Origin of the sequence: Streptomyces sp. NPDC050988, assembly GCF_044456225.1 — a bacterium.
Taxonomy (GTDB): Bacteria; Actinomycetota; Actinomycetes; order Streptomycetales; family Streptomycetaceae; genus Streptomyces.
Window position 1 is genome coordinate 120,999 of record NZ_JBITFQ010000023.1, and the last position, 24,828, is coordinate 145,826.

The 24,828-nt window shown below is 70.8% G+C and carries 19 protein-coding genes and 1 pseudogene; 9 read left to right on the plus strand and 11 right to left on the minus strand.

Features of this window, described 5'->3' with window-relative positions:
- Positions 1–1,098 carry a family 43 glycosylhydrolase gene (locus ACIBEI_RS35225; protein ID WP_398894443.1) on the minus strand — a complete coding sequence of 366 codons (1,098 nt, stop codon included), beginning with the start codon at positions 1,096–1,098 and terminating at the stop codon, positions 1–3.
- A gap of 230 nt (positions 1,099–1,328) precedes the next feature.
- Here ACIBEI_RS35225 and ACIBEI_RS35230 point away from each other — a divergent pair, with 230 nt between their 5' ends.
- A complete protein-coding gene (locus ACIBEI_RS35230) occupies positions 1,329–3,461 on the plus strand; it encodes an autotransporter (RefSeq protein WP_398894482.1) in 2,133 nt (710 codons plus the stop codon).
- Between the two features lie 69 nt (positions 3,462–3,530).
- On the opposite strand, the gene ACIBEI_RS35235 is transcribed toward ACIBEI_RS35230, so the two are convergent.
- Positions 3,531–4,658, minus strand: coding sequence for an aminoglycoside phosphotransferase (locus ACIBEI_RS35235; RefSeq protein ID WP_398894444.1), 1,128 nt, complete (start codon positions 4,656–4,658; stop codon positions 3,531–3,533).
- A 281-nt stretch (positions 4,659–4,939) separates the two neighbouring features.
- Here ACIBEI_RS35235 and thrS point away from each other — a divergent pair, with 281 nt between their 5' ends.
- Positions 4,940–6,262 (plus strand): threonine--tRNA ligase, encoded by a 1,323-nt coding sequence (thrS, locus tag ACIBEI_RS35240; protein ID WP_398894445.1) that lies wholly within the window; start codon positions 4,940–4,942, stop codon positions 6,260–6,262.
- Positions 6,263–6,276: 14 nt separating this feature from the next.
- Here the strand turns inward: thrS and ACIBEI_RS35245 are convergent, their stop codons facing one another.
- Together ACIBEI_RS35245 and ACIBEI_RS35250 are read right to left on the minus strand one after the other, a co-directional pair.
- Complete coding sequence (locus tag ACIBEI_RS35245) at positions 6,277–7,371, minus strand: sensor histidine kinase (protein ID WP_398894446.1); 1,095 nt, start codon at positions 7,369–7,371, stop codon at positions 6,277–6,279.
- A 10-nt stretch (positions 7,372–7,381) separates the two neighbouring features.
- On the minus strand, positions 7,382–8,125 hold the full coding sequence (locus ACIBEI_RS35250; RefSeq protein WP_398894447.1) for a response regulator transcription factor: 744 nt from the start codon (positions 8,123–8,125) through the stop codon (positions 7,382–7,384).
- A 392-nt stretch (positions 8,126–8,517) separates the two neighbouring features.
- Here ACIBEI_RS35250 and ACIBEI_RS35255 point away from each other — a divergent pair, with 392 nt between their 5' ends.
- On the plus strand, positions 8,518–9,522 hold the full coding sequence (locus tag ACIBEI_RS35255; RefSeq protein WP_398894483.1) for an endonuclease/exonuclease/phosphatase family protein: 1,005 nt from the start codon (positions 8,518–8,520) through the stop codon (positions 9,520–9,522).
- A 49-nt stretch (positions 9,523–9,571) separates the two neighbouring features.
- Here ACIBEI_RS35255 and ACIBEI_RS35260 read toward each other — a convergent pair whose 3' ends face one another.
- Positions 9,572–10,846 carry a serine hydrolase domain-containing protein gene (locus ACIBEI_RS35260; RefSeq protein WP_398894448.1) on the minus strand — a complete coding sequence of 425 codons (1,275 nt, stop codon included), beginning with the start codon at positions 10,844–10,846 and terminating at the stop codon, positions 9,572–9,574.
- A 175-nt stretch (positions 10,847–11,021) separates the two neighbouring features.
- On the opposite strand from ACIBEI_RS35260, the gene ACIBEI_RS35265 reads away from it, so the two are divergent.
- A complete protein-coding gene (locus ACIBEI_RS35265; protein ID WP_398894449.1) occupies positions 11,022–11,744 on the plus strand; it encodes a hypothetical protein in 723 nt (240 codons plus the stop codon).
- Positions 11,745–11,852: 108 nt separating this feature from the next.
- Positions 11,853–12,530: a ThuA domain-containing protein gene (locus tag ACIBEI_RS35270; protein WP_398894450.1), complete on the plus strand. Its 678-nt coding sequence runs from the start codon at positions 11,853–11,855 to the stop codon at positions 12,528–12,530.
- 50 nt (positions 12,531–12,580) lie between these two features.
- Here the strand turns inward: ACIBEI_RS35270 and ACIBEI_RS35275 are convergent, their stop codons facing one another.
- Complete coding sequence (locus ACIBEI_RS35275; RefSeq protein WP_398894451.1) at positions 12,581–14,158, minus strand: carboxylesterase/lipase family protein; 1,578 nt, start codon at positions 14,156–14,158, stop codon at positions 12,581–12,583.
- A 362-nt stretch (positions 14,159–14,520) separates the two neighbouring features.
- On the opposite strand from ACIBEI_RS35275, the gene ACIBEI_RS35280 reads away from it, so the two are divergent.
- Entirely contained in the window at positions 14,521–15,549 is a 1,029-nt protein-coding gene (locus tag ACIBEI_RS35280) for a LacI family DNA-binding transcriptional regulator (protein WP_398894452.1), read from the plus strand.
- Positions 15,550–15,592: 43 nt separating this feature from the next.
- Here the strand turns inward: ACIBEI_RS35280 and mmuM are convergent, their stop codons facing one another.
- Positions 15,593–16,573: a homocysteine S-methyltransferase gene (gene mmuM / locus ACIBEI_RS35285; protein ID WP_398894453.1), complete on the minus strand. Its 981-nt coding sequence runs from the start codon at positions 16,571–16,573 to the stop codon at positions 15,593–15,595.
- Positions 16,574–16,709: 136 nt separating this feature from the next.
- Positions 16,710–16,889: pseudogene (locus ACIBEI_RS35290) on the minus strand (dehydrogenase); the annotation flags it as partial.
- Positions 16,890–16,983: 94 nt separating this feature from the next.
- Between ACIBEI_RS35290 and ACIBEI_RS35295 the strand changes: the two are divergent.
- Entirely contained in the window at positions 16,984–17,385 is a 402-nt protein-coding gene (locus ACIBEI_RS35295; protein WP_398894454.1) for a VOC family protein, read from the plus strand.
- Positions 17,386–17,615: 230 nt separating this feature from the next.
- Here the strand turns inward: ACIBEI_RS35295 and ACIBEI_RS35300 are convergent, their stop codons facing one another.
- Both ACIBEI_RS35300 and ACIBEI_RS35305 read right to left on the minus strand, forming a co-directional pair.
- Positions 17,616–18,335 (minus strand): helix-turn-helix domain-containing protein, encoded by a 720-nt coding sequence (locus ACIBEI_RS35300; RefSeq protein ID WP_398894484.1) that lies wholly within the window; start codon positions 18,333–18,335, stop codon positions 17,616–17,618.
- 55 nt (positions 18,336–18,390) lie between these two features.
- Positions 18,391–19,326 carry an AraC family transcriptional regulator gene (locus ACIBEI_RS35305; RefSeq protein ID WP_189840686.1) on the minus strand — a complete coding sequence of 312 codons (936 nt, stop codon included), beginning with the start codon at positions 19,324–19,326 and terminating at the stop codon, positions 18,391–18,393.
- An 80-nt stretch (positions 19,327–19,406) separates the two neighbouring features.
- On the opposite strand from ACIBEI_RS35305, the gene ACIBEI_RS35310 reads away from it, so the two are divergent.
- The gene (locus ACIBEI_RS35310; RefSeq protein ID WP_398894455.1) at positions 19,407–20,243 is read left to right on the plus strand and encodes an NAD(P)H-binding protein; all 837 of its coding nucleotides are present in this window, start codon (positions 19,407–19,409) and stop codon (positions 20,241–20,243) included.
- 113 nt (positions 20,244–20,356) lie between these two features.
- Here the strand turns inward: ACIBEI_RS35310 and ACIBEI_RS35315 are convergent, their stop codons facing one another.
- A complete protein-coding gene (locus ACIBEI_RS35315; protein ID WP_398894456.1) occupies positions 20,357–21,508 on the minus strand; it encodes a YihY/virulence factor BrkB family protein in 1,152 nt (383 codons plus the stop codon).
- A gap of 801 nt (positions 21,509–22,309) precedes the next feature.
- Between ACIBEI_RS35315 and ACIBEI_RS35320 the strand changes: the two genes are divergently transcribed.
- Complete coding sequence (locus ACIBEI_RS35320) at positions 22,310–24,805, plus strand: Pls/PosA family non-ribosomal peptide synthetase (protein WP_398894457.1); 2,496 nt, start codon at positions 22,310–22,312, stop codon at positions 24,803–24,805.
- Positions 24,806–24,828 lie beyond the last annotated feature (23 nt).

The following is a 24,828-nucleotide window of genomic DNA, read 5'->3' on the forward strand; positions in this document are numbered from 1 at the left end:
TCAGACACTCTCCTTCGAGGTGTCGGCCACGGGGATGCCGAAGTCGGGGGTGCCGTCGGGCTTCCAGCCGAGCCGTTGAATGCGGGTGTGCCGGTTGGGGTCGTTCAGCGGGTCGCCGACGATGTCCTTGTACTGGCGGGCGTGGTAGACGAGGACGTCGGTGCGGCCGTCCTCGGCGACGGTGAAGCTGTTGTGGCCCGGGCCATACTGCTTGGTGGTGTCGTTGCTGGTGAAGACGGGGGTCGGCGACTTGGACCAGATCGCGGGGTCCATGAGGTCGCTGCGGGCGTCGGCGGTCAGCAGGCCCATGCAGTAGTTGAAGTCGGTGGCGCTCGCCGAGTACGACATGAAGACGCGGCCGTTGCGCTTGATGACCGACGGGCCCTCGTTGACCTTGTAGCCGATCACTTCCCAGGGCAACTCCGGTGTGGTGAGCCTCACTTGAGGACCCGTCAGGGTCCAGGGGCTCGCCATCTCGGACAGCCAGATCGCGGTGTTGTTGTCCATGCCGGGCTCGTGCTGCGCCCAGGCGAGATAGCGGGTGCCCCGGTGGGTGAAGGTGGTGGCGTCGAGGGAGAAGGTCTCCCAGGCCGTCCTCAACTGGCCCTTCTCGACCCACTCCCCGTGGAAGGGGTCTCGGCTCGCGTTCTCCAGCACCCAGACACGGATGGCCCAGATGTCGTTCGCGGGCGCGGCGGCGAAGTAGATGTACCACTTGCCGTCGATGTGGTGGATCTCCGGCGCCCAGATGTGCGCGCCCATGTCACCGCTCGCGTGCTTCGTCCAGATCACCGACTCGGCGGCGCCGGTCAGTCCGCGCAAGGTCCGGGAGCGGCGCAGGATGATCCGGTCGTACTCGGGGGCCGTGGCCGTGAAGTAGTAGTGGCCGTCCCGGTGTCGGTGGATGTGCGGGTCGGCGCGGTTGCGGACGAGCGGGTTGACGTACCGGCCGCCGGGTCCGGCTCCGTCCGTGGCGGCCTCGGCGGCTGCGACCCCGGTCCCGGGGACGGCCGTGAGGGCGCCCGCGGCCAGGGCGCCCTTCAGGAGGAGTCTGCGGCTGGGGACTTCGGACGGGTCGACGTCGTCATTGCGGCTCATGCGTGTGCCCCTCCACGCTCATGTTCACAATTTCGAACAACATCTGACATTAAGAAACGCCGAAACCGTAAGGGTGCGTTCCGGGGAGGTCAACGGTTCAGGAGAGAACCGGGGAGCGAAACTTTTGCGACCGAAGTTTCTGTTATCGGCCTCCGGCCGGACCCGTCTCCACGGACGTGAACAAGAACATCCGCGTACCGGCGGCAGGGATTCGCGTACGGGCGGCAGGGATTCGTGGACGGGTGGCGGGAGTCGGTGGGGCGCTCGCCGTCGTCGTCGCGACCGGAGTCGTGGCACCGGGGGCGGTCGCGGCGCCCGCCGGGGCGAAGGACGTCACCGCGGCGGTGCTCGCCGACCGGGACGTGACGCTGAGCGGCGACTCCGTGGTGACCGTGCCGGCCGGGGAGACCACGTACGACGGGGTGTTCCGGGGCGAGGGCACGCTCACCGTGCGCGGTTCCGGCACCCTGGTCCTGGCCAAGGACAGTGACTTCACCCTGCCCAAGTCCCGGCAGCGGCAGCGGGTCGCCACCCAGGGCGGCAACCACCCGTACACCACCGTGAGCAACCCGGACCCGCCCGCGATCACCGTCGAGCGCGGGGCGACCCTCCAGTACGGCACGGGCGGCGGCACGGGTCTGATCGGGCACTTCCCGTACAACACCCCGGGCTACCAGCTGAACCAGCTCAATGTCAGGGTCGACGGAACCCTGCGGCTCTCCCTCGTACGGACCTTCAACCTCGGCACGATCAGCGGTTCGGGGCTGGTCAGCCAGCCGCGGTTCATGTGGGGCAAGCTCGACCTCGCGGGCACACACCCTTTCACCGGGGTGATCGACAACGGCACCGCGATGGACGCGGGCAAGTCCGAGTACCCGGTGTCCCTGCCGAACGCCCGCGCCGTCCTCAACCAGGGCACCTGGACCGTCGACACCCCGCTCGGCCAGACGGTCGCCCTGCGGCAGAACTTCTACCAGCGGGAGTACGGCAGCGACATCAACGTCCAGTCGCGGCCCGGCAGCAAGGTCGTACTCACCGGCCAGTACAGCTGGTCGAACCAGGGCGGCGACACCAACCCCTCGCTCAGCGACCCGGCGCTCAACTGGCGGCCCGCGACGAAGAACGTCAACAAGCGCGGCACCAACATCAAGGGTGCCGACGTCCAGTGGGGCGACGGGACCACGAACAAGATCTTCATGCCGGGGACGGCCGAGACCGTCTACATCAACCTGCTTGCCGCCAGGGCCCGTTCACTGCTCACGTTCGACTACAACGGGCCCGTGACCCTTGGTGCCCCCATCGGGGGCGGCCGCTTCCACGACACCCTCTCCGCGCCCGGCGCCGGTGACATCGTCATCAAGGGGACGAAGGGCAACGACGTCACCTTCGCGGCCGTCCAGTACTACAACGGCTCCACGACCATCCAGAAGGGCGCGGTCCTGCGGCTGGGCAGCGGAAAGGCGGGCGGCGACGGCGGGCTGTACACCAAGGGTGACCTCTACAAGGTGGTCAACGACGGCTCGCTGGTACTCCGCAACACCTCCAAGTCGCTGGCCGTGTCCCGGATCAGCGGCAGCGGGTCCCTCACACAGTCGGGTGCGGCGACGACCACGCTGACGGGCCCGGCGGTGACGTACACCGGGACGACGACCGTCACGAAGGGCACACTCGCCCTCGACGGAACGGGCCTGGCCCGCAGCAGGGCGATCCGCCTGACGACCTCCGGCGCACGTCTCGACGCCCGCAAGGCACCCGGCGCGACCCTGAACCTGACGACCTCCCTGTCCGGCAAGGGCACGGTCGTCGGCTCGGTGACGAATACGGGCAAGGTCTCGGGCGGAGTGACGGTGACCGGGGACTACACGCAGCGCTCGGGCGGTCAACTCGCCATAGGCGGCGAGGCGTTGAAGGTCGGTGGCAAGGTCGCACTGGCGGGGAAGCTGGACGCCCGCCCGGCTTCGGAGCCCGGGACGGAGACGGAGACCAAGACGGAGACGGTCACGCTGATCGACCACACCGGCGAGGCGAAGACGACCGGCACATTCACCGGGCTGAAGGAAGGCGCCGCGGTCAAGGTCGGCAAGACCAAGTACCGGATCAGCTACCGGGGCGGCGACGGCAACGACGTCGTTCTGACCGCCACCACCGCAAGCCCGTCCGCCACCGCCCGCACCGCCGCCACGGAATCGGCCGCGCCGAAGGCCGCGCGCACACAGAACGCGGCCGACGAGAGCCCCATACCGCGCGCATGGTGGCTGGTCGCCGCCGCGCTGGGACTGCTGGCCACGTTGATGATCCCGGTGACAAGGCGTCGGCGGGGGCGGGGGCGCGGGAGGGGCGGGCGGCACGCGTCGGCGCGGTGATCCGCAGTGATCCGCGGTGAGGGGACACCCGGCTCCACTCACCTGGTGGGGCTCGGCGGGCGACCGTGTTCAGCGGGGGAAACCCAGGTCGTCCGCGAGCCGCCGCGCCTCGTCCGCCCAGTCCGCCAGGAACGCCAGCACCACTCCGCGTTTCCGGTAGCGGCGCTCGGCCTCGACGGTGCGGCCGCCGCCGTAGTCGAGCTGCCGTTCGTCGCTCGCGCGGGACAGCATCAGGGCGGTGAGCCAGTCGTACTTGACGGCGGAGGCGCACACACCGAGGCGGACCAGACGCTCGTCGCCCTGCCAGCCGCCCGCGCGCAGGCCGCGTACATAGGCGTCGTACACGGCGGTCGCCAGCTCGGGGAGTCGGGCGGCGGGCAGGAACAGGTCGAAGACCGTGTCGGGGATGTAGTTGCCGATGTCCTCGCCGAGCGCGCCGTCGCCTGCGAACGCCCAGTCCAGCAGGACGCTTTCGCCGTGGTGCGAGACGAGGTTGGCGGGCCACTGGTCGAGGTGGCTGAAGACCCGGGGCAGCGACTCCATGGTCCGCAGGAACCACTCGCGTTCGTGGTCCAGCCGCACCATCCGCTCGCGCAGTCCGACGGGGAAGTGGTCGCGTACAAGGGGCTGTTGCCATGCCCTGTCGTCGTCGAGCAGCTCCCGGCCCACCGTCTGAGCCGAGGTGTAGTCGCGCAGGAAGCGGCGGCTGAGCCAGGACCGGTCGAGGACCACGCCGTCCACCAACGCCCTGCCGTGGGCCGCGCCCAGCCGCTCGGCGTGCCCGGCATGCCCCGCGATCGGCCATGCCGTGGCGGGTTCGCCGTCGCGTACGTCCTCCAGCCACAACGCCACGTCTCCGTCGGGCCGTTCGACGGACGCCAGCAGGTCGGACGCGGTGATGCCCCACGGCTGCCAGGCCCGGGCGACCCCCTCCTCATACACATGGGCCTCGCGCCGCCAGAAGTTCCAGTGGCGTGGGTCCTCCGAGGCCGCCCAGGTCTCGGTGGTGTCCTTGGCGCGGGTCAGCACCTTGAGGACGGCGGAGCGCCCGCCGGCGGTGACGCGCCAGACGCCGGCCGTGACGCCGTTCCTGGGGTTGTGCGTGAGGGGCTCGAACTCGGCCTGCCCCGGCGGGAGTTGGAAGACCTCGCGGACCTCGTCGGCGAGCTGCTGGGTGAGCGGTGCGACGTCACTCATGCGGTGATCCTAAAAGGCCGCGCGGGCCGGGGCCGGGCGGACGGCACCCTGCGGCTGGGACGACGAGCCCCGGCCGGTGCGCGGAGAAAACCCCGCGCGCACTCCCCCGGCCCCTTGCTACCGTCCCCGTCATGAAGCGCGCCCATATGACGACGACGCCGGAGAGTGTCCCGGCGCGCTGACTCATGAGCCAGTCCGAAGCCCCGGGGCGAGTGCCCCGGGGCTTCGGCGTTCCCGGTCGCTCGCCCGGACATCTTCCCGTCCACGAGGAGACCGCCACCATGAGCGACGACGACCGCATCCACGGCCAGAACCACGGCGACAGCCAGGACCACAGCAGCCCCCACGACCGCAGCGACCGCAGTCAGGCCCACGGCGGCCGTCACGACCACCGCAGGCTCGGCCGGGAGCTGGACCTGTTCGATACCGATCCGCTGATCGGGGCGGGGCTGCCGTACTGGCTGCCCGACGGTGCGACCGTGCGGCACACCCTGGAGGAGTACATCCGCGGCGAGGAGCGGCGGGCCGGCTACCGGCATGTGTACTCGCCGGTGCTCGGAAAGCGGGAGCTGTACGAGATCTCGGGGCACTGGTCGCACTACAGCGAGGACATGTTCCCGCCGATGGAACTGGGCTCGGAGCAGGTCGTGCTGCGCCCGAGCCTGTGTCCCCACCACGCGGTGATCTACCGCTCTCGACCGCACAGCTACCGTGAACTCCCGTTCAGAATGGCGGAGTTGGGCGGCATGTACCGTTCCGAGCTGTCCGGCGTGCTCGGCGGTCTCACCCGCGTACGGGCGATCCAGCTCAACGACGCGCACATCTTCTGCACCCTGGACCAGGTGGCCGACGAGGCGGGGGCGGCGCTGGAGATGATCCGCCGGGCGTACGAGGCGCTCGGGATCAACCCGGTCCGGTACCGGCTGTCCCTGCCCGGGCCCGGCGGCAAATACGTCGCCGCGCCCGAGCTGTGGCGGCGGTCCACCGCGCTGCTGACCGAGGTCCTGGACAACTCGGGGCTGCCGTACGAAGCGGCCGAGGGCGAGGCCGCGTTCTACGGTCCGAAGATCGACGTCCAGGTCGCCGACGGCGCGGGCCGGGAGTCCACCCTCTCCACCGTGCAGGTCGACTTCCACCAGCCCGAGCGGTTCGGCCTGCACTACATCGGCGCGGACGGCGGCAAGCACCGGCCGGTCATGGTCCACCGCAGCATCATCGGCAGCGTCGAGCGTGCCGTGGCACACCTCGTCGAGCAGCACGGCGGCGCCTTTCCGCCCTGGCTCGCGCCGATCCAGCTGGTGATCCTGCCGATCTCGGACGCGGAGCTGCCGAACGCCGACTCCCTCGCCCGGCGCTGCGCCGAACGGGGACTGCGGGCCGAGGTCGCCGGCCCGGAGAGCGGCAGCCTGGGCGCCCGTGTCCGGGCGTCCCGTCTGGTCCCGTACCAGGCGGTGATCGGCGCGAAGGAGGCCGTGGACGACCGGGTGGCAGTCCGGCTGCGCGACGGCCGCCGTCTCGAACCGCTACCGGCCGAGGAGGTCGTCGACCGGGTCGCGGCGCTGACCGGGGCCCACAGCACCGAGCTGTGGGACGGCTCGGCCTGAGCAGGGCCTTTGGGTCAGCTCGTGCCGGAGGTCGCGGCCGGTAGTTCCACCGTGATGCGGATCCCGCCGTCGGGGCGTGGGGAGAGGGTGAGTGTTCCGTCGTGGGCGTGGGTGATGGTCTTGACGATGGCAAGGCCGAGGCCGACGCCCGCGTGGTCGGTGTGTACGCGTTCGGTGCCGCGCTGGAATCGTTCGGTGAGTGTCGATGCCTGCTGCGGGGTGAGCTTCTCGCCGGTGTTCTCGACCGTGAGGACGACCGTGTCGGGGCGGGCGCTGGTGTCGACCCACACCGTGCCCTGTTCGGGCAGGTTGTGGACGATCGCGTTGTGCACGAGGTTCGTGGTCAGCTGCAGCAGGAGCGCGTGCGATCCGAGGGTGGGGGCGATGTCGCCGGAGGTTTCGACGGTGACCCCACGCTTTTCGGCGAGGGGGAGGAGTGTCTCGGTGGCTTCCTCCGCCAGGAGGGACAGGTCGACGTGTTCCCGGGTGAAGGACCGCTGGTCGGCGTGGCTGAGCAGCAGCAGTGCTTCGGTGAGGTCGATCGCCCGGGTGTTGACGACGTGGAGGCGGTCGATGACCTCGCCGGCGTCCCGGTTCGGATCGGCGCGCGCCACATCGAGGAGTGCCTTCGAGACCGCCAGCGGGGTGCGCAGCTCGTGAGAGGCGTTGGCCGCGAATCTCTGCTGTTCGGCGACGTGCGCTTCGAGCCTGGCGAGCATCGCGTCGAAGGCGTCGGCGAGTTCACGGAACTCGTCCTTGCGGCCCGGCAGCCGGATCCGGTGGGAGAGCGATCCCTTCGTGGCGGTGCGGGTGGCGTCCGTGATGCGGGTCAGCGGGGCGAGCATGCGGCCGGCGAGGATCCACCCTCCCAGGAGACCGAAGCAGAGAAGGAACACCAGGACCGCTGCCGCCCTCGGAGCGAAAACGCTGAGGAGGACGGATCGGATGGGGAAAACACCATTCGTGAGCGTTTCATCGTCGTCGGTGTTGAGCATCGCCCGGTCCGGGACATAACGCAGGAGGAACACCCACACCGCCCCGAGCAGCAGGACGCCGGCGATCATGAGGAATCCGGCATAGCTGAGGGTGAGTTTGAGGCGGACGCTCATTCCGGGCCGCCTATCCACGGTCTTCTCCCCCGTGTCCGGGCCCGTGCCCAGCCTGGTACCCGGCCCCGTGCCCAGCCCTGTGCCCAGCCTCCGGTTGCGTGTCGATGCGGTAGCCGACGCCCGGCACGGTGGCGATGATCCAGGGTTCGCCGAGCCGCTTGCGCAGGGCCGAGACGGTGATGCGTACGGCGTTGGTGAACGGGTCGGCGTTCTCGTCCCACGCGCGTTCCAGGAGTTCCTCGGCGCTGACGGTGCCGCCTTCGGCGGCGACGAGGACTTCGAGCACGGCGAACTGCTTCCGGGTCAGCGCGACGTAGCGGTCGTCGCGGTAGACCTCCCTGCGGAACGGGTCCAGGCGCAGACCCGCGATCTCCCGCACGGGCGGCCTGTTGTGGGCGCGTCTGCGGTCGAGTGCTCTGAGCCTGAGCGCGAGTTCCCGGAGTTCGAAAGGTTTCGTGAGGTAGTCGTCGGCGCCGAGTTCGAACCCGGAGGCCTTGTCGTCGAGCCGGTCGGCGGCGGTGAGCATGAGGATCGGCATGCCGCTGCCGGAGGCGACGATGCGTTTGGCGATCTCGTCACCGGAAGGGCCCGGGATGTCGCGGTCGAGGACGGCGATGTCGTACGTGTTGATGCTCAGCAGTTCCAGAGCGGTGTCGCCGTCACCCGCGAGGTCGGCCGCGATCGCTTCCAGGCGCAGGCCGTCGCGGATGGCTTCCGCCAGAAAGGGCTCGTCCTCGACGATCAGCACACGCATACGCCCGATGCTACGAGCCGACGCATATCGCCGACATATCGAAAACCGCATACGTGCCCGCAACACCACCCCGCCTTGACTGGGGGCATGTCCAGCAGCGAACCAGCAGGAACAGGAGCTGGCCGTCGTACCCGATCGACCGCCCTGCGATCGACCGCCCTGCGCACGATCCAGAACGACGATCCCGGGCAGTGCCGGCCGGGCCCAGCGGGAGCCTCCACGCGATGACGACCACCCCCCAGCAGGACACTCAGGAACCCGTGGCCGCCGACGCGCGGGACACGGCGGAGACAGGACAGGAGGATGCCGGCGCCCGGGATGACGGCTCGCCGGATGGCGGCTCCCTGGATGGCCGCTCCCCGCATGGCGGCTCCGGTGCCTGGCGCGCCGGCATGCACCGGGCGATCCGCGCCGTCTCCCGGCCGGAGCCGTGGAAGCGCGGCCCGGTGCTCGCGGCGCTCGCGCTGCTCCTCGGCCTGCTCATGCTGCTGCACGCGAAGATCCCGGACGGGCTGAAGAACGTCGGCAGCCTGGTGGAGACCTTCCTGCCGTGGTTCGGCCTGTTCGTCCCGGTGCTGCTGGCCGGAGCGCTGTGGCGCCGCTCGGCCTCCACCGTGGTCGCGCTGCTGCTGCCGGTCACGGTGTGGCTGAACCTCTTCGGCGGCGTGCTCGGCGACAAGTCCCACCCGGGCGGTGACCTCACCGTGGTCAGCCACAACGTCGGCGCCGGCAACTCCGACCCGGCCGGCACCGCCCGCGACCTGGCCGCCTCCGGGGCGGACGTGCTGGCACTGGAGGAGCTGACCCAGGAGGCCCGGGGCGCGTACGAGAAGGGGCTGGCGAAGGAGTACCCGTACCACACGGTCAAGGGCACGGTCGGGCTGTGGAGCAAGCACCCGCTGTCGGACACCCGGACGGTCGACGTCGCGATGCTGGGCATGGTCGGACCACTGGCGAGGAACCTGTCGACCGAGGAGAAGGCGGCCACGCCCCGCGCGCTGCGCACCACGGTGGCCACGGACCAGGGTCCGCTCGCGGTGTACGTGGCCCACCTCGGGTCCGTACGCGTCAATCCCAGGGCGGGCCTGTCGACGAGCCAGCGGGACGACGGCGCGCAGAAGCTCGGCGAGGCCGTCGCGGCCGAGCAGAACGAGCGGGTGGTGCTGCTCGGCGACCTGAACGGCACGACGGACGACCGCGCGTTCGACGGCCTCACCTCGCAGCTGCGCTCGGCCCAGGAGACGGCCGGGGACGGCTTCGGCTTCAGCTGGCCGGCGGGGTTCCCGGTCGTACGGATCGACCAGATCCTGGTCCGCGGCGTGGAGCCGCAGAGCTCATGGGTACTGCCGGACACCGGCAGCGACCACCTGCCGGTGGCGGCGAGGATCAGCTGGTGAGCACCGAGTTCACCTGAACTGTCGGCCAGGTGCTGTCGACCAAGCCGTGTCAGCGCTCGCAGAACTCCGTCTCGACGGCCGCGTCCTCCAGTCGCTGCTCGCCCCAGTCGCCGTTGCGGTTCATCGTCATGACGCGCCGGCCGTCCGCCGAGGCGAGCGTCCGGGTAGCGGAGCCGGGGATCATGCCGCCGTGGCCCCAGGCCCAGCAGCCCGTCTTGAGCTTGAAGTGCCGTATGCCGAGGCCGTAGCGGTCCTGCGGACCACCGTGTCCCTTGTCCCCGTCCACGTGGACCGTGTCGAGCAACTGCCGCTGCTGGGCGGGCGGCAGCAGCTCACCGGCCAGCAGCTTGGACAGGAAGGTGTTCACGTCTCCGACGGTCGAGATCAGCTGCCCGGCGGAGAAGGAGACGGTGGGGCTGAACTCGGTGACGTCACGCACCTTCGCCTCCGGCCCGTCCTCGAACAGCGTGGAATAGTGCCTCGCGTGCGGTGCGGGCAGTCGGGGCGAGGTGCCCGGCACACTCGTGCCGCGCAGGCCCAGCGGCCGGACGACCAGACGCTCGACCGCCTGCGCGTAGGTGCCGCCGGAGGCCGCCTCGACGACCATGCCGGCGAGGACGTAGTTGGTGTCGGAGTAGTCCCACCTGCCCGGCCTGCCGGGGCTACTGCCCTGCTCCGGCTGGAAGTTGGGCGGATGCGCGAGCGCGATGCCCACCAGCTCTTCCGGGGACCACCTGTTGTAGCGGTTCCGCTCGAACTCGTCCCCCGCGTACAGGGCGCGGAAGCCCTCGTCCATGTTGTAGTCGAAGACGCCGCTCGTGTGGTTGAGCAGCTGCCGCACGGTGATGCTCCCCGGCCGGTAGCCCTTGCCGCGCACCACCCCGGGCAGCCACTGCTCCACACTGTCGTCCAGCGAGAGCCTGCCCTCGGCTTCGAGCGCGAGCAGCACCGTGGCGGTGAAGGTCTTGGTCACGCTGGCGATACGGAACTTCTCGCCGGTACTCCTCGGCCGCTCGGCGACCAGGTCACCGACACCGGCCCGGCCGTCCCAGACACCACGCGCGTCCCTGACCTGGGCGATGACACCGGGGGTGCCCTGCGCGACGATCTCGTTCAGCACGGCCTGGGTCCTCGCGTGCGCGGCCTGGGTGTTCGGGTGTAATCGGGGCGGGGCGTGGTGGGTTGGCCCGGCCGGTCCGGCGGTGACGGCGGCGGTGGCGGTGGCGGTGGCGGTGGCGGTGGCGGTGGCGGTCAGCGTTCCCAGGGCGACGGCTGCGACGGCAAGGGCGACGGGGAGTCCACGAGAGGACTGTTGACGGCTCATGGGAACAGCCCACCAAGTGCCCGCTCCCCGCACCATCGGGAACACCCCGGAAAGGGGTCGGGGACACGACCTAGGGGTCGCTGCCGGCACGAGCCTAGGGCCGCTGCCTGCACGAGCCCGTACGACAGCCGCCAATCGCACCGGAGGGGAACACCAGTGCGGCAGGATGGGGCCCATGATCCGTGCCCTGCGTGCCCAGCGTGTTCTGCGTGCCGTGCGTGTCCTGCCGCTGCTGCTCCTGCCCCTGTTGCTTGTTTCCTGCGGTACGGAGGAGGCGGGGGCCGGGGCCGGCGCGGGCGGCACTGCCGATACCGGCACGGACACGGCAGGCGCTGACAAGGGCACGGGCAGCTCGGCCGATGCCGCCGATCCCGCCGAACTCGCCGCCCGTGCGGGGGCCTTGGGGATCGCGCCGGAGTTCGTCTACGTCACCGAGGCCCCTGGATTCGCCGTCGCCCAGCAGTCGGTGGGGGTGTTCGGGGGCGACGGGTTCCATGCCGCGTACTTCTCCAAGAAGACCCACGCCCAGTTCGAACTCTTCGTGGACCGGGGCACGTTGACCGCGGAGAACTGCGCGAAGACCCAAGTGGGGCAGGGGTCGGCCGAGTCGGTCGCCTGTGAGCGCGACGGGGACGCCTGGTACCGCAAGGCAGGTGGCCAACACGAGTACGCCCTGCCGCGCGACGGCCACGTGATCCGGCTCGTCGGTGACGCGAACCGGTTGGACCGCGCCGTTCTGCGCGAGGCCGCGGAAGCGACCCACCACCCGGACGCCGCCGAACTGACCTCCCTCCTGCCACCGGCGCCCGAGGGCACCGCCACCGAACCGGTCGAGCGCGGGGACCTGCCACCGGTCGGCGACGGGGCGCCCAACAACGAGGTGGGCGCGTCGGGTTGAGCGCAAAAGAGTGCCGCTCGGCATGCCCGCCGGACCGAAAATTTCGGACTCCCGTCTGTGTGGCCGACCCTCCGACCCGCGCACCGGCGCACCATAGAGTCGGGCCCCATGGCAGCGCAGCACCTCGAACCCCGTGTCCTCGTCCACACCCGCACCACGGACTACCGCCACGAGTCGATACCCGACGGCATCGCCGCCGTGCGGTCGCTCGGGGCCGCGCACGGCTTCACCGTCCACGCGACGGAGGCCCCCGACTTCTTCGACGCTCCCGTCGGCCCGTACGCGGCCGTCGTCTTCCTCTCCACCAGCGGCGACATCCTGACGCCCGCGGGCCGGGAGCACCTCGCCGCGTACGTCGAGGCGGGCGGCGGCTTCGTCGGGGTGCACGCGGCGGCCTGTACGGAGTACGACTGGCCCTACTACGGCGAGTTGCTCGGGGCCAGGTTCGCGCGGCACCCCGAACACCAGCCGGGCAAGGCGGTGGTGGAGGACCGAGAGCACCCCGCCACCCAACATCTGCCCGCCGTCTGGGAGTTCACCGACGAGTGGTACGACTTCCGCACGAACCCGCGAGGCTCGGTGCGCGTGCTCGTCTCCGCCGACGAATCCTCGTACGACGGAGGCGGCATGGGCGACGACCATCCGCTCGCGTGGTGCCGCGAACAGGGCGCGGGCCGGGTCTTCTACACCGCCCTCGGCCACGCCTCGGAGGCCTACGTGGATCCGGCCTTCCGGCAGCACCTGCTCGGCGGAATCGGCTGGGCGGGGCGAATCCGCACCCTGTGAGGGGCGGACGACCCCTCGATACTCTGTGAGAGGCGGGCGCCCCTCGGTCGTCACCCCCGCCGCACACCTCCCGGCCTCCGAAGCCGCCGCACGACCGACAACGGCACCGCACCCGGCCTCTGTGTCTTCCGGTCGGCAGGGTCGGCCGGGTCGGCCGCGACCTCCGAGGCGGCGAACTCGGCCTCCCACAGGGCGAGTTCGCGATCCCGCGGCCCGTGCACGACCGCGGGCTCCCCCGCCCCGAAGACCCGTACCGGATGCGTGTCGTCCCACACCTGCCACCCGGGGTCCCCCTCGACGGCGAACCGCACCCACGCCGAGTGCATGTCATCCGCAAGAGACTGCGGAGCCCCCCGCCCCGCGAGCTTCGCGGCCTCGGGCACGTCGGCGGTGTCGAAGACGAAGCCGAGCTCCAGGGCGTGGCAGGCGCCGAGGCCGGGGACGTTGGAGGGCCAGGCGAACTCGTAGACGTACGAGGGCGCGGGGTGGGCGTCGGCCAGGCGGTGCAGCGGGACGCGGAGGAGATGGTCGGTGACCAGCTGGCCCACCAGGTCGGCGGTGCTCGCGTCGGGATGGGCCAGCCGGTAGCCGCGCGGGACCTCTGGGCCGCAGCGGCAGCGGGCCATCGCGCCGGCCAGGGCGACCGGGCCCAGCCGGTCGATGCGTTCCAGGAGGCCGGTGGGCGCGAGCCACAGCCGGTACTCCTCGCTGGTCCAGCCGAGCAGCAGGTCGACGTCCCGGGCCGCGTCGCCGTCGAGCAGCGCCTCCAGCGGGTCGCGCGGCACGAGGTCTCCGTCGACGACGATGCCGAACGCGGGGCCCCCGAGGACCGGGCTGGCACGGCGGCCGACCTCGGCCTGTGCCTCGGCCAGGGCGGCCCGGTCGACTGCGGCGAACGCCTCGGCGGTCGCGGGGATCTTCAGCCGGGTGGCCATACGCCGCACCAGGCGCCGCACCTTGTCCCGTTCCGTCACCTCGGGCGGGCCGCTCTGCAGCGCGGCCCGCCGGAACAGCCCCTGGGCGTGCGGGCTCGCCAGCAGCGCACCGATGCTGATCGCGCCCGCGGACTCGCCGAAGACGGTCACGCGGTCCGGGTCCCCGCCGAACTCGGCGATCGCGTCCCGGACCCGCTCCAGCGCGGCGAGCTGGTCGCGCAGGCCCGGGTTGGCGGGGGCGTCCGGGAAGAGGCCGTAACCCTCAACGCCCAGGCGGTAGTTGAGGGAGACGAACACCAGGCCGTCGCGGGCGAAGGACCGGCCGTCGTACACCGGGACCGCCGAAGAGCCGCGGGTCAGCGCCCCGCCGTGGATCCACACCATGACGGGCAGGCGGGCGCCGGGGCCCGGCTCGGGCGTCCACACGTTCAGGTTGAGGATGTCGTCGCCCGGCACGACCGGGTCGGAGAGCAGCTTCGCGAAGGCCTCGGAGTACGGGGGCTTGGGCGGCGTCGGCCCGAACCGACCCGCGTCGCGCACGCCGTCCCACGGCTCGGGCGGGACGGGCGGCCGGAAGCGGCGGGGGCCGAAGGGAGGGGCGGCGTAGGGGATGCCTCGGAACACGGCGAGGCCGTTCTCGTAGCGGCCTCGGACGGCACCGTAGGGGGTGTCGACCACGGGACCCTCGGTCATTCGACCATCTCCTCACCTGAGCGGGATCCACAGGCTCCTCACTTGAGCGGGAACCACAGGGCCTGCCCCCTCAGCGCATCACACAATCCCTGTGTCACGCAGCCCCACAGCTGTCCCAGGGCAGTTCGGGGCGGTCCCCGTCAGGGCGAAATCCGCCGCGCGACCACCCGACCGACAAAGCGGGACAACACAGCCAACCCGCCCATGACCTGCGTGTTCGACATTTCGAAAGTTTCGACTCCGCGAAATTCCGTTGAATACCGGCTCTTCCACGGCGTGTCACCGCGGCCTTACTGTAGGAAGCGCTTTCTACCCGAAACTTTCGACGGCCCTCGGGACGGGGCCTGGAGAGGTGGGCTTCCATGGTGCGTACCGGAAGCGTGGCCGGGCCGACCCTCGCGGTCGTCGCACGCGAGGCGGGCGTTTCCGTACCGACGGCCTCCAAGGTCGTCAACGGCCGTGAGGACGTGGCGCCGGAGACCCGCCGCCGGGTGACGGAGGCGCTCGACCGGCTCGGCTATGTCCGCAGACCCCGGTTCGACGCGGTGAAGTCGCCCGGTCTGGTCGACCTCGTCGTCCACTCGCTGGAGAACTCCTGGTCGGGCTCGATCCTGCACGGCGTGGAGGAGGCGGCGCACGACGCCGGCCTGGAGGTGGTGGTCTCGGCGGGCCTGACCAGGACCCGGGGCGGCCGTCCGGAGCGCGGCTGGCTGGACAAGCTCTCCACACGCGGCTCCTCCGGGGTGCTGTTCAACCTCGCCGAGCTGACCGCGTCCCAGTACGCCTGGCTGGACCAGCACCGCATCCCGTTCGTGCTGATCGACCCGGTGCTGGAGCCGCCACCCGGGGTCGTCTCGGTGGGCGCGGCCAACTGGCACGGCGGGGTGACCGCCACCGAGCATCTGATCTCCCTCGGCCACGAACGCGTAGCCGTCATCGCCGGCTACCGCCGCAAGATGTGCAGCACCGCGCGCGTCGCCGGCTACCGCTCGGCGCTCGCTGCGGCCGGCCTGCGCCACCGCCCCGACTACCTGCGCTACGGCAACTTCGACGAGAGTGCCGCGCACCGGCGAATGCTGGAGCTCCTCGATCTGCCGGAACCGCCCACGGCCGTCTTCGTCTGCTCGGACCGCATGGCCCTGGGCGCGTACCGGGCGCTGGCCGAGCGGGGCCTGTCCGTCCCGGACGACGTCAGTGTGGTGGGCTTCGACGATCTGCCCGAGGCCCACTGGGCCTCACCGGCCCTGACGACCGTCCGCCAGCCGCTCGCGGAGATGGCGGCGACGGCGCTGCGCCTGCTGGTGCGGATGATGGCGGGCGAGCAGCCGGAGGGGACGCGTACGGAGCTGTCCACGCGGCTGGTGGTACGGGCGAGCACGGCACCGCGCTGACGCCCCACGGTCACGCGGAGCCGAGCGGGTTCGGCGAGTTCGGCTAGTTCGGCGAGTTCGGCGAATCGAGTGAGCCGACTCGGCCGAGTGCCTCCGCGATCCCGGTGATCGCCGTCGGCCCGACCCGGCAGCACCCGCCGATCAGCCGGGCCCCGGCCCGCTCCCAGCCGGCGACCTGTTCGGGGGTGAAGGTGGAGCGGCCGGTCCAGGCGCGCGCCTCGGCGTCCCAGGTCTCGCCGCTGTTCGGGTAGACCACGACCGGCTTGCCGGTGACGCGGGCGGCGGTCTCCACCGCGGCGTCCACGTCGTCGGGGGCGCAGCAGTTGACGCCGACCGCGATCACCTCGTCGGAGTCGGCGGCGAGCGCGAAGGCCTCCTCCAGCGGCTGCCCGGCCCGGGTCCTGCCCCCGGCGACGCTGTACGACAGCCACGCCGGTACGCCGAGGCCGCGCACCGCCCGCAGCAGCGCCCGCGCCTCGTCGGCGTCGGGCACGGTCTCAAGGGCCAGGACATCAGGACGGGCCTCGGCCAGCACCTCCAGCCGGGGCCGGTGGAACCGCTCCAGTTCGGCGACGCTCAGCCCGTACCGGCCGCGGTACTCGGACCCGTCCGCGAGCATCGCCCCGTACGGGCCCACCGACGCCGCCACCCACAACGGCTCGCGCACGCCCTTCGCCCGGGCCCGCCGGACCGCCTCGCGGGCGAGTTCGACGCTGAGCCCGAGCAGTTCGGCCGCGCGCTCGCGGGAGATGCCCCGTCCCGCGAAGCCCTCGAAGGTCGCCTGGTAGCTGGAGGTGATCGCCACGTTCGCGCCCGCCTCGAAGTACGCCAGATGCGCCTCGACGATCGCCTCGGGCCGCTCCGCGAGCAACCGCGCCGACCACAGCTCGTCACTCAGGTCGTGCCCGGCCGATTCCAGCTGGTTGGACATACCACCATCAAGGACGACGGAGCCGGCGGCGAGCGCCTCGGCGAGAGTGCGCGGGTCGGTGGGAGAGGGATCGCGGGTGGTGTCGCTGCTCATGTCACGACGCTAGTCGAAGGCGTGGCGGACACCCCTGTGCGTCCAATGTGTGAACAGATCGCCCAGCATGTGGGATGTGGGGATTACGGTCACGGCCTCCCCACCGCGCTGGCGGTCCCAGGGCGGGCGTCCGGGATCACCAGGCGATGACGCCGTCGTCCTCGAAGAACGAACCGGTCGAGCCGCCGTCGGGCCGCGTGGCGAGCCGGATCGCCGTGGCCGCGCCCTGTTCAGGGATGCGGAGTCCATGGAAACCGGTGAAGTCGGTCGCGACCAGGCCCGGGCAGGCGGCGTTGATCAGGATGTTCGTGTCGGCGGGCACGAACGCGGAGCGAGCGGGTGCCACGGGACGGGAGGCCCTGTCCGATTCGTTCAAGACCAGCGTCCATCCGCCTCCCTACGGTGGCCCCATGACTCCACGATTCGACCTCATCGGCCTCGTCGTCTCCGACATGGCCGCCTCCCTGACCTTCTACCGCCGCCTGGGACTCCAATTCCCCGAGGGCTCCGAGAAGCAGCCGCACGTCGAGGCGGACCTGCCCGGCGGACTGCGCTTCGCCCTCGACACGGAGGACACGATCCGCTCCTTCCACCCGGGCTGGCAGCCGCCGACGGGTGCGGGAAGGGTCGGCCTGGCCTTCGCCTGCGACACCCCCGCGGACGTCGACGCCACCTACGAGGAACTGCTGGCAGCCGGCCACCCGTCCGAACTCAAGCCCTGGAACGCCGACTGGGGCATGCGCTACGCAGTCGTACGCGACCCGGACGGCAACGGCGTGGACCTGTTCGCACCACTGAGCGCCACGACGTAGCGGGTGGACGGGAGGGCGCCCTGATCTCGTAACGAATGGCCGGGCTGATCTCGTGAGGAACGGATCGGCCGGCCGAGCGAGGAACACGCCGACCGACGCCCCTTTCAGAAACGCGGCGACCAACGCCCCTTCCAGGCACGCGGCGACCAACGCCCCTTCAGGGGCGCGGGGAACTGCGCGACCAGCCCCCACCCACCCGCACGCGCCCACTCACGGAACCGGCCACACCCTCAACGCCGCAGCAACTCCCCCAACGGCGCCCCCGCCAACTCCCGTACGTCACGCGCCAGGTGGGCCTGATCGGCGAAGCCGGCCCGCGCGGCGGTGTCCGCCAGAGGCACCCCGTCCCGCGCCAGCCCCAGCGCCCGCTGCAGGCGCAGAATCCTGGCCAGCGTCTTCGGTCCATAGCCGAAGACGCCCCGCGCACGCCGGTGCAACTGCCGTTCGCTGAACCCCACCGCGTCCGCGACCGAGGCGACGGAATGTCCCGCGGACAGCCCCGCGACAGCGCCCCGCACCCACGGTTCGGGCGGATCCACATCGCCCGCCCGCGCCACGGCCATGGCCTCCAGCGCGGCGGCGGGGTCGGCCGCCGCGTCCACCCGCTCGGTCAGCCGCCGGACGGCCCCCGCGCTCCAAAGATCGGCGAGGTCGACCCGCCGGTCGCGCAGTTCGTGCGCCGGGACGCCGAGATACGCGGGCGCCGTCCCGGGGAAGAACCGGACGCCCGCGAACCGGGTCCCACCGGGCGCATGGCTCACGTACGCGCGGGTGTCGGGCCCGGCGACGAAGAGCCGCCCCTCGGTCCACAACAGGTCCATGCACCCGTCGGGCAGCACCGGCGCCGAGTCGCCCGGCACGGCGGTACGGGTCCAGACGACCGCGCCCGGGAGCCGTGACGCCCACTCCCGGTACGGGTCCGGCGACACGGCCAGTTCCGCCTTGTCCACGTACGACTCGTGCACGTACGACTCGTCCACGTACGGCTCCGCCACAGGCAAAACGCTACGCCGCCCTCGTCCGGTGTTCCTGCGGGCTGACCCCGTAGACCCGCTTGAAGGCGCTGGACAGGGCGAACGCGCTGCCGTAACCGACGTGGCGGGCGATCGCCTCCAGGGTGTCCTCGGTGCCGCGCAGCCGGTCGGCGGCGAGGGCGAGGCGCCAGCCGGTCAGGTACGTCATCGGGGGCTCGCCCACGAGTTCGCTGAAGCGGCGGGCGAGCGCGGCCCGTGAGACGCCTGCCTTCGCGGCGAGGGAGGCGACCGTCCAGGGGTGCGCCGGGTCGTCCTGGAGCAGCCGCAGGACCCGGCCCACGACGGGGTCGGCCAGTGCCTGGTACCAGGCGGGCGCCTCGGCCTCGGGGCGGGAGAACCAGGCCCGCAGCGCGGCGATGACCAGCAGGTCGAGCAACCGGTCGAGGACGACCTCCTGGCCGGGCTCGTCCCGCACGATCTCTTCCATGATCAGCGGGGTGAGCGGGCACTCCCACACGTCGGAGGGGAGGGTGAGGAGGGCCGGCAGCGCGTCCAGCAGCCGTCCGCTGACCTCGCCGTGCATCGGATACGTCCCGATCAGCATCACCATCGAGCCGTCGATCCGCGCGCCCCAGGTGCGAACACCCAGGTCCATCCGGCCCTTCAGCGAACGGCCGTCCGGGTAGGTGCACACCTGGTTCGGCAGGATCACCGCCTGCGGCGCGGTCGACGGGTCGTCGGCGCAGGTGTAGGGGTCGGGCCCGCGTGCGATGGCGAGGTCGCCGGCCCGCAACCGCACCCGCTCCCCCTCCTCGGGCATGATCCAGGCATGCCCGCGCACCATGAGCATCACGGTGAGCGGGGCACGGTCCTCGATGCGCAGGGACCAGGGCGGCTCGAAACACGCTCGGATCATGAAGGCGCCACGCGCGCGTGGACCTTCCAGAAGGCCTGCGAGTGCGTCCATGACCTCAGGGTAGACGCGCCCTTATGGGAACGAGAGCTTCAGCGATGTTCCCTTTCTGCGCGACGCCGTTGACTGGGCTCATGACGGAAAACACGCGGAACGAGACGGTGTTGGTGACGGGGGCCTCGGGCAAGACGGGGCGTCAGGTGGCGGAGTCCGCGAAGGCCGCCGGGTTCGAGGTACGGGCCGCTTCGCGCAGCAGCGAGGTGCGCTTCGACTGGTACGACTCCTCGACATGGGCGGAGGCGCTGCGTGGCGCGGACGCGGCGTATCTGGCGTACACGCCGGACATCGGCGCCCCGGGTGCCGCGGAGAACATCGCGGCCCTCGCGCGGCTGGCCCAGGAGCTCGGCGTACGCCGTCTGGTGATGCTGTCGGCGCGCGGCGAGCGGCAGGCGGAGCCGGCCGAGCGGGCGCTGCGGGAGTCGGGTGCCGAGTGGACGGTCGTGCAGGCCGACTGGTTCTTCCAGAACTTCAGCGAGGGCCTGCTGCTGGAGGGCGTGCGGAGTGGTGAGTTCGTGTTCCCCGCCGGTGAGGTGAAGGTGCCGTTCATCGACACCCGGGATCTCGCGGACGTCGTCGTGAAGGCGCTGACGGACTCCTCGTACGCGGGTCGGACCCTGGAGATCACGGGGGCGCGGCTGCTCAGCTTCCGGGAGGCCATGGCGGAGGTCTCCGCGGCGGCGGGCCGGGACATCCGCTATCTGCCGGTGTCGACGAAGGAGTACGGGGCGATCCTGGCCGGGTTCGGGCTGCCGCCCGAGGAGGTCGCGTTCATGGAGGAGGTCTTCGACGGGCTGCTCGACGGTGGCAACGCCCAGACCACGGAGACCGTCCGGCAGGTTCTGGGGCGTGCGCCGCGCGATTTCACGGGCTTCGCGCGGGAGCTCGCGGCGACCGGCGTGTGGAAGGTCTGACGGCCGCCGGCGTACCCCCGAAAGTTCTCGGAGCGCGCCCTGGCGCCCCCGTCGCGGTCACTGCGGCGGGGGCGTCTCGTCGTGGTCACTGCGGCGGAGCCGTCTCCTCGTGGTCACTGCGGCGGAGCCGTCTCGTCGCCGTTCTTGGGGGTGGTCTTCGCATGGGTCCGCAGCCGGGAGGTCACGTCCTCCGGGGGCAGGAAGCGGGACCAGCGCTCCGGGAACTCGGAGGGCATGTCCGGGTCATCCGGGTCGTCGTCGAGGTGGGCCCTCGCCGCGGCCGCGCGGGCGACGATGTCGGCGGCCTGCGCGGCGCGGAGCCGTTCGTTGACGGCACGCGCGGCGGCGGTGGCCGCGGCCGGCCAGACACGGTCGATGGCCGCGTTGACGGCGGCGCCGACGAGGACCGCGAAGGCGGAGACACCGATCCACAGCAGCACGGCGACGGGCGCGGCCAGGGAGCCGTAGATGCTGGGGCCCTCGACCGTGTTGGTCAGGTAGATGCGCAGCAGGAAGCTGCCCAGCACCCACATGGCGAGGGCCACCAGGGCGCCGGGCACGTCCTCGACCCAGGGCGAACGCACCGGTACGGACACGTGGTACAGCGTCGTCAGGAAGGCGATGGACAGCACGATGACGACGGGCCAGTACAGACCCTGTACGACGTTCTCCGACCAGGGGACGACGTCCACCACGGCGTCCGGGCCCGCGACGACCAGCGGCAGCACGATCGAGCCGATGAGCAGCGCCGCGAGGAACAGCGCGAAGGCCACGAGCCGGGTCTTGACGATGCCGCGCACGCCGTCGAGGCCGTACATCACGGTGATGGTGTCGATGAAGACGTTCACCGCCCGCGAGCCGGACCACAGGGCGAACAGGAAGCCGAGGGAGATGACGTCGGGGCGGCCGCCCTCCATGACGTCGTGGAGGACGGGCTCGGCGATCTGTGTGACGCCCTTGTCGGTGAGGATCGTGCGGGACGCCTCCAGGAGGTTGGCCTCGACGCTGGCGATGGTGTCGGCGCCGGTCCAGTCGTCCACGTAGACCAGCAGGCCGAGCATGCTGAGCAGCAGCGGCGGCACGGACAGCAGCGTGAAGAACGCCGCCTCCGCCGCGAGTCCGAGGATCCGGTACTCGATGCACGAGTTGACGGTGTCCTTGATCAGCAGCCAGGCGGTCCTGCGCTTGGAGACGTTCCGATAGAGGGCACGGGCCCGATGGAGACGGCCGGACGCGCTCTGAGGGGGTTCACTTGCTGGCTGCACGCCCTAAAGGTATCCGCCGGGCGAGGTCGCACTCATCCCGCGGTACCACGACCGGGTCCGACGTGCCCGGCGGTGCGCTTCCGCCCCTCCCGGTTCCGTCATACGAAAGAAAAGCGGCAGCAACCCGACAGAAATCGTAAAGGAAAATCGAACCGGCTTTCTGTCATGACCGCGTTGGCCGAATTACTCACCCTCCAGAAGCGGAACACGCGACAGCATATACGCCACCCATAAGGTGAGTTCCCCGGTCGCACGTACGGAGGGGACGGTTCAGAGGTGCAATCGACGAAGGTTCGAACGGCGAGAAAGCGCCATAGGCCGAAACGCCCTTGACCCGTTCATGAGCACACAGAAACAATTCGGATTGCATTCCGCTGGGCACGTGGGGACGGCTCAGTGCACCACGACACGGGGGACTCAGAAAGGCCTGGACCAGGGCCCGACACAGCCGCGTTACCCGTGATCCGCGTGGGAACCACGCGGATCATGCCGTGCTGCTCTGCACCTTTTCACGCGGCCACTCCAGACACTCGGCGAACTCGGCGAACAATCTCCTCCCGTCTGCCATCCCATTTACATTGAGCACAATTCTTCCTTCCGGCCCGAGCCTTTCTTCCGGAACAACTCTTTCTTCCGGCACACCGGAATCACATCGGAATCACCCTGGTTCACCCACGCCTCAGGCATAGCCAATTCGGCTTCCCGATGAAACTGCGGGCGTGATTCCTTCGTATTCCCATCCGGAGTACCAATCACTCCGAACAGTCCACAAGTAGCAGTAATCATCAGCAAGGAGATCAAGTGGTGGTAAATCCAGGTGAGGTCACGACCGCCGCTCCGGCCGGCTCCCTGACCACCCACGCCCCGGCGAACGGCACCGAACACGTCCTCGCGGAGGTGCTCGCCGGCGTCGTACGCGTCGAGCAGGTGCCCGTCGACAGCCACTTCTTCGACGACCTCGGTGCCAACTCCCTGGTGATGGCCCACTTCTGCGCCCGGGTCAGGAAGCACCCCGACCTGCCGGCCGTGTCGATGCGGGACGTCTACGGCCACCCGACGATCCGGGGGCTCGCGGCGGCGCTCGCCGAGGTCCCGGACGAGCCGCCGGCGCCCGCGCCCGAACCGGCCGCACCCCCGCCACCGGGCAGCACCGCACGCTATGTCCTGTGCGGAGCACTCCAGTTCCTGGTCTTCGCGGCGTACTGCCTGCTCTCCGGGTTCGTCACCGCTCAGGGGTACGACTGGGTCTCGGCCGGCGAGGGCGTGGTGGACGTCTACCTGCGGTCGGCCCTCTTCGGCGGTGCCGTCTTCGTCGGGGTGTGCGCGCTGCCGGTGGTGGCCAAGTGGGTGCTGGTCGGCCGCTGGAAGGAGACCGAGTTCCCCGTCTGGAGCCTCGCCTATCTGCGGTTCTGGACCGTCAAGGCGCTGCTGCATGCCAACCCGATGGTCCTGTTCGCCGGCAACCCGCTCTACGTGCTCTATCTGCGGGCGCTCGGGGCGAAGATCGGCAAGGGCGTCACGATCCTCTCCCCCTCGGTCCCGGTCTGCACGGACCTGTTCACCGTCGGCGCGGGCACGGTGATCCGCAAGGACTCGTACTTCCTCTGCTACCAGGCGCACGCCGGCCGGATACGCACCGGCCCGGTCACCCTGGGCCGGGACGTCTTCGTCGGCGAGAAGACCGTCCTCGACATCGGCACCTCCATGGGCGACGGCTCCCAGCTCGGCCACTCGTCCGCGCTGTACGGCGGCGCGTCGGTGCCGGACGGGCAGCGCTGGCACGGCTCCCCCGCCCAGCGCACGGACGTCGACCACGTACGGGTCGCGCCCGCCGACTGCGGCACCGCGCGGCGGGTGGGCTACGGCCTGGCCACCGTGCTGCAGACGCTGTTCCTCTACGTGCCGTTCCTCGTCGGGGGCACGTACATGCTGCTCACGGTGGCGCCCTCGCTGGAGGTGCTGCTCGACCGGGAGTCGCAGCACATCACGTCGGCGCGGTTCTACGCCGAGGCGCTCGGTCTGTCGCTCGCGCTGTTCGTGGGCTTCATCCTGATCGGCTTCGCCACCGTGTCCGTACTGCCGCGGCTGCTGAACCTGGTCCTCGAACCGGACCGGGTCTATCCGCTCTACGGCTTCCACTACTCGGTGCAGCGGGCCGTCGCGCGCCTGACCAACGTCAAGTTCTTCAAGTGGCTGTGCGGGGACAGCTCGTACATCGTCCACTACCTGCGAGCGCTCGGATACGACCTCTCGCACGTCGAGCAGACCGGCTCCAACTTCGGTACGGAGGTGGGGCACGAGACGCCGTACCTGGCCACCGTCGGCAGCGGCACGATGGTCGCCGACGGACTGTCGATCATGAACGCCGAGTTCTCCGGCACCTCGTTCCGCGTCTCGCGGACGTCGATCGGGGCGCACAACTTCCTCGGCAACCACATCGCCTACCCCGCCGGGGGCCGCACGGGCGAGAACTGCCTGCTCGCGACGAAGGTGATGGTCCCGCTCGACGGCGAGATCCGTGAGGGGGTCGGCCTGCTGGGCTCGCCGCCCTTCGAGATCCCGCGGACCGTCGAGCGCGACACCCGCTTCGACCACCTCCGTGAGGGCGACGAGCTGCACCGCCGCCTGGCCGCGAAGAACCGGCACAACCTGCGCACCATGGGCCTGTTCCTGTTCATCCGGTGGTTCGACTGGTTCGCGCTCACGGTCCTCGGCTTCGCCGCCTTCGACCTGTACGGGGAACTCGGCACCGCGGGCGGTCCGCTGATCGGCGCGTCCCTGATCGTCGGCCTCGCGTTCACCACCGGCTACTACGTGCTGGTGGAGCGGCTGATCTGCCGGTTCCGTCCACTGGAGCCCCGGCTGCACTCCATCTACGACCCGCTCTTCTGGCGCCACGAGCGGCTCTGGAAGATCCCCGACACACACATCGGCATCTACAACGGCACTCCGTTCAAGAACCTGCTCTGGAAGCTGCTCGGGGTCCGTATCGGCCGCCGGGTCTTCGACGACGGGGCCTACATCACCGAGCGGACGCTCACCGCCATCGGGAGCGACAGCACGCTCGGCGCGCACAGCAAGGTGCAGTCGCACTCGCAGGAGGACGGCACCTTCAAGTCCGACCACATCGAGATCGGCGACGGCGTGACGCTCGGCGTCGGCGCGCTCGTCCACTACGGGGCGTCGATGGGAGACGGCGCCGTACTCGCAGCCGACTCCTTCCTGATGAAGGGCGAGGAAGTACCGGCGGGGGCCCACTGGGGCGGGAACCCGGCGGTCGCTCAGCGGCGCTCCTGACGGCGCCGCGGCACGGCCAAGTT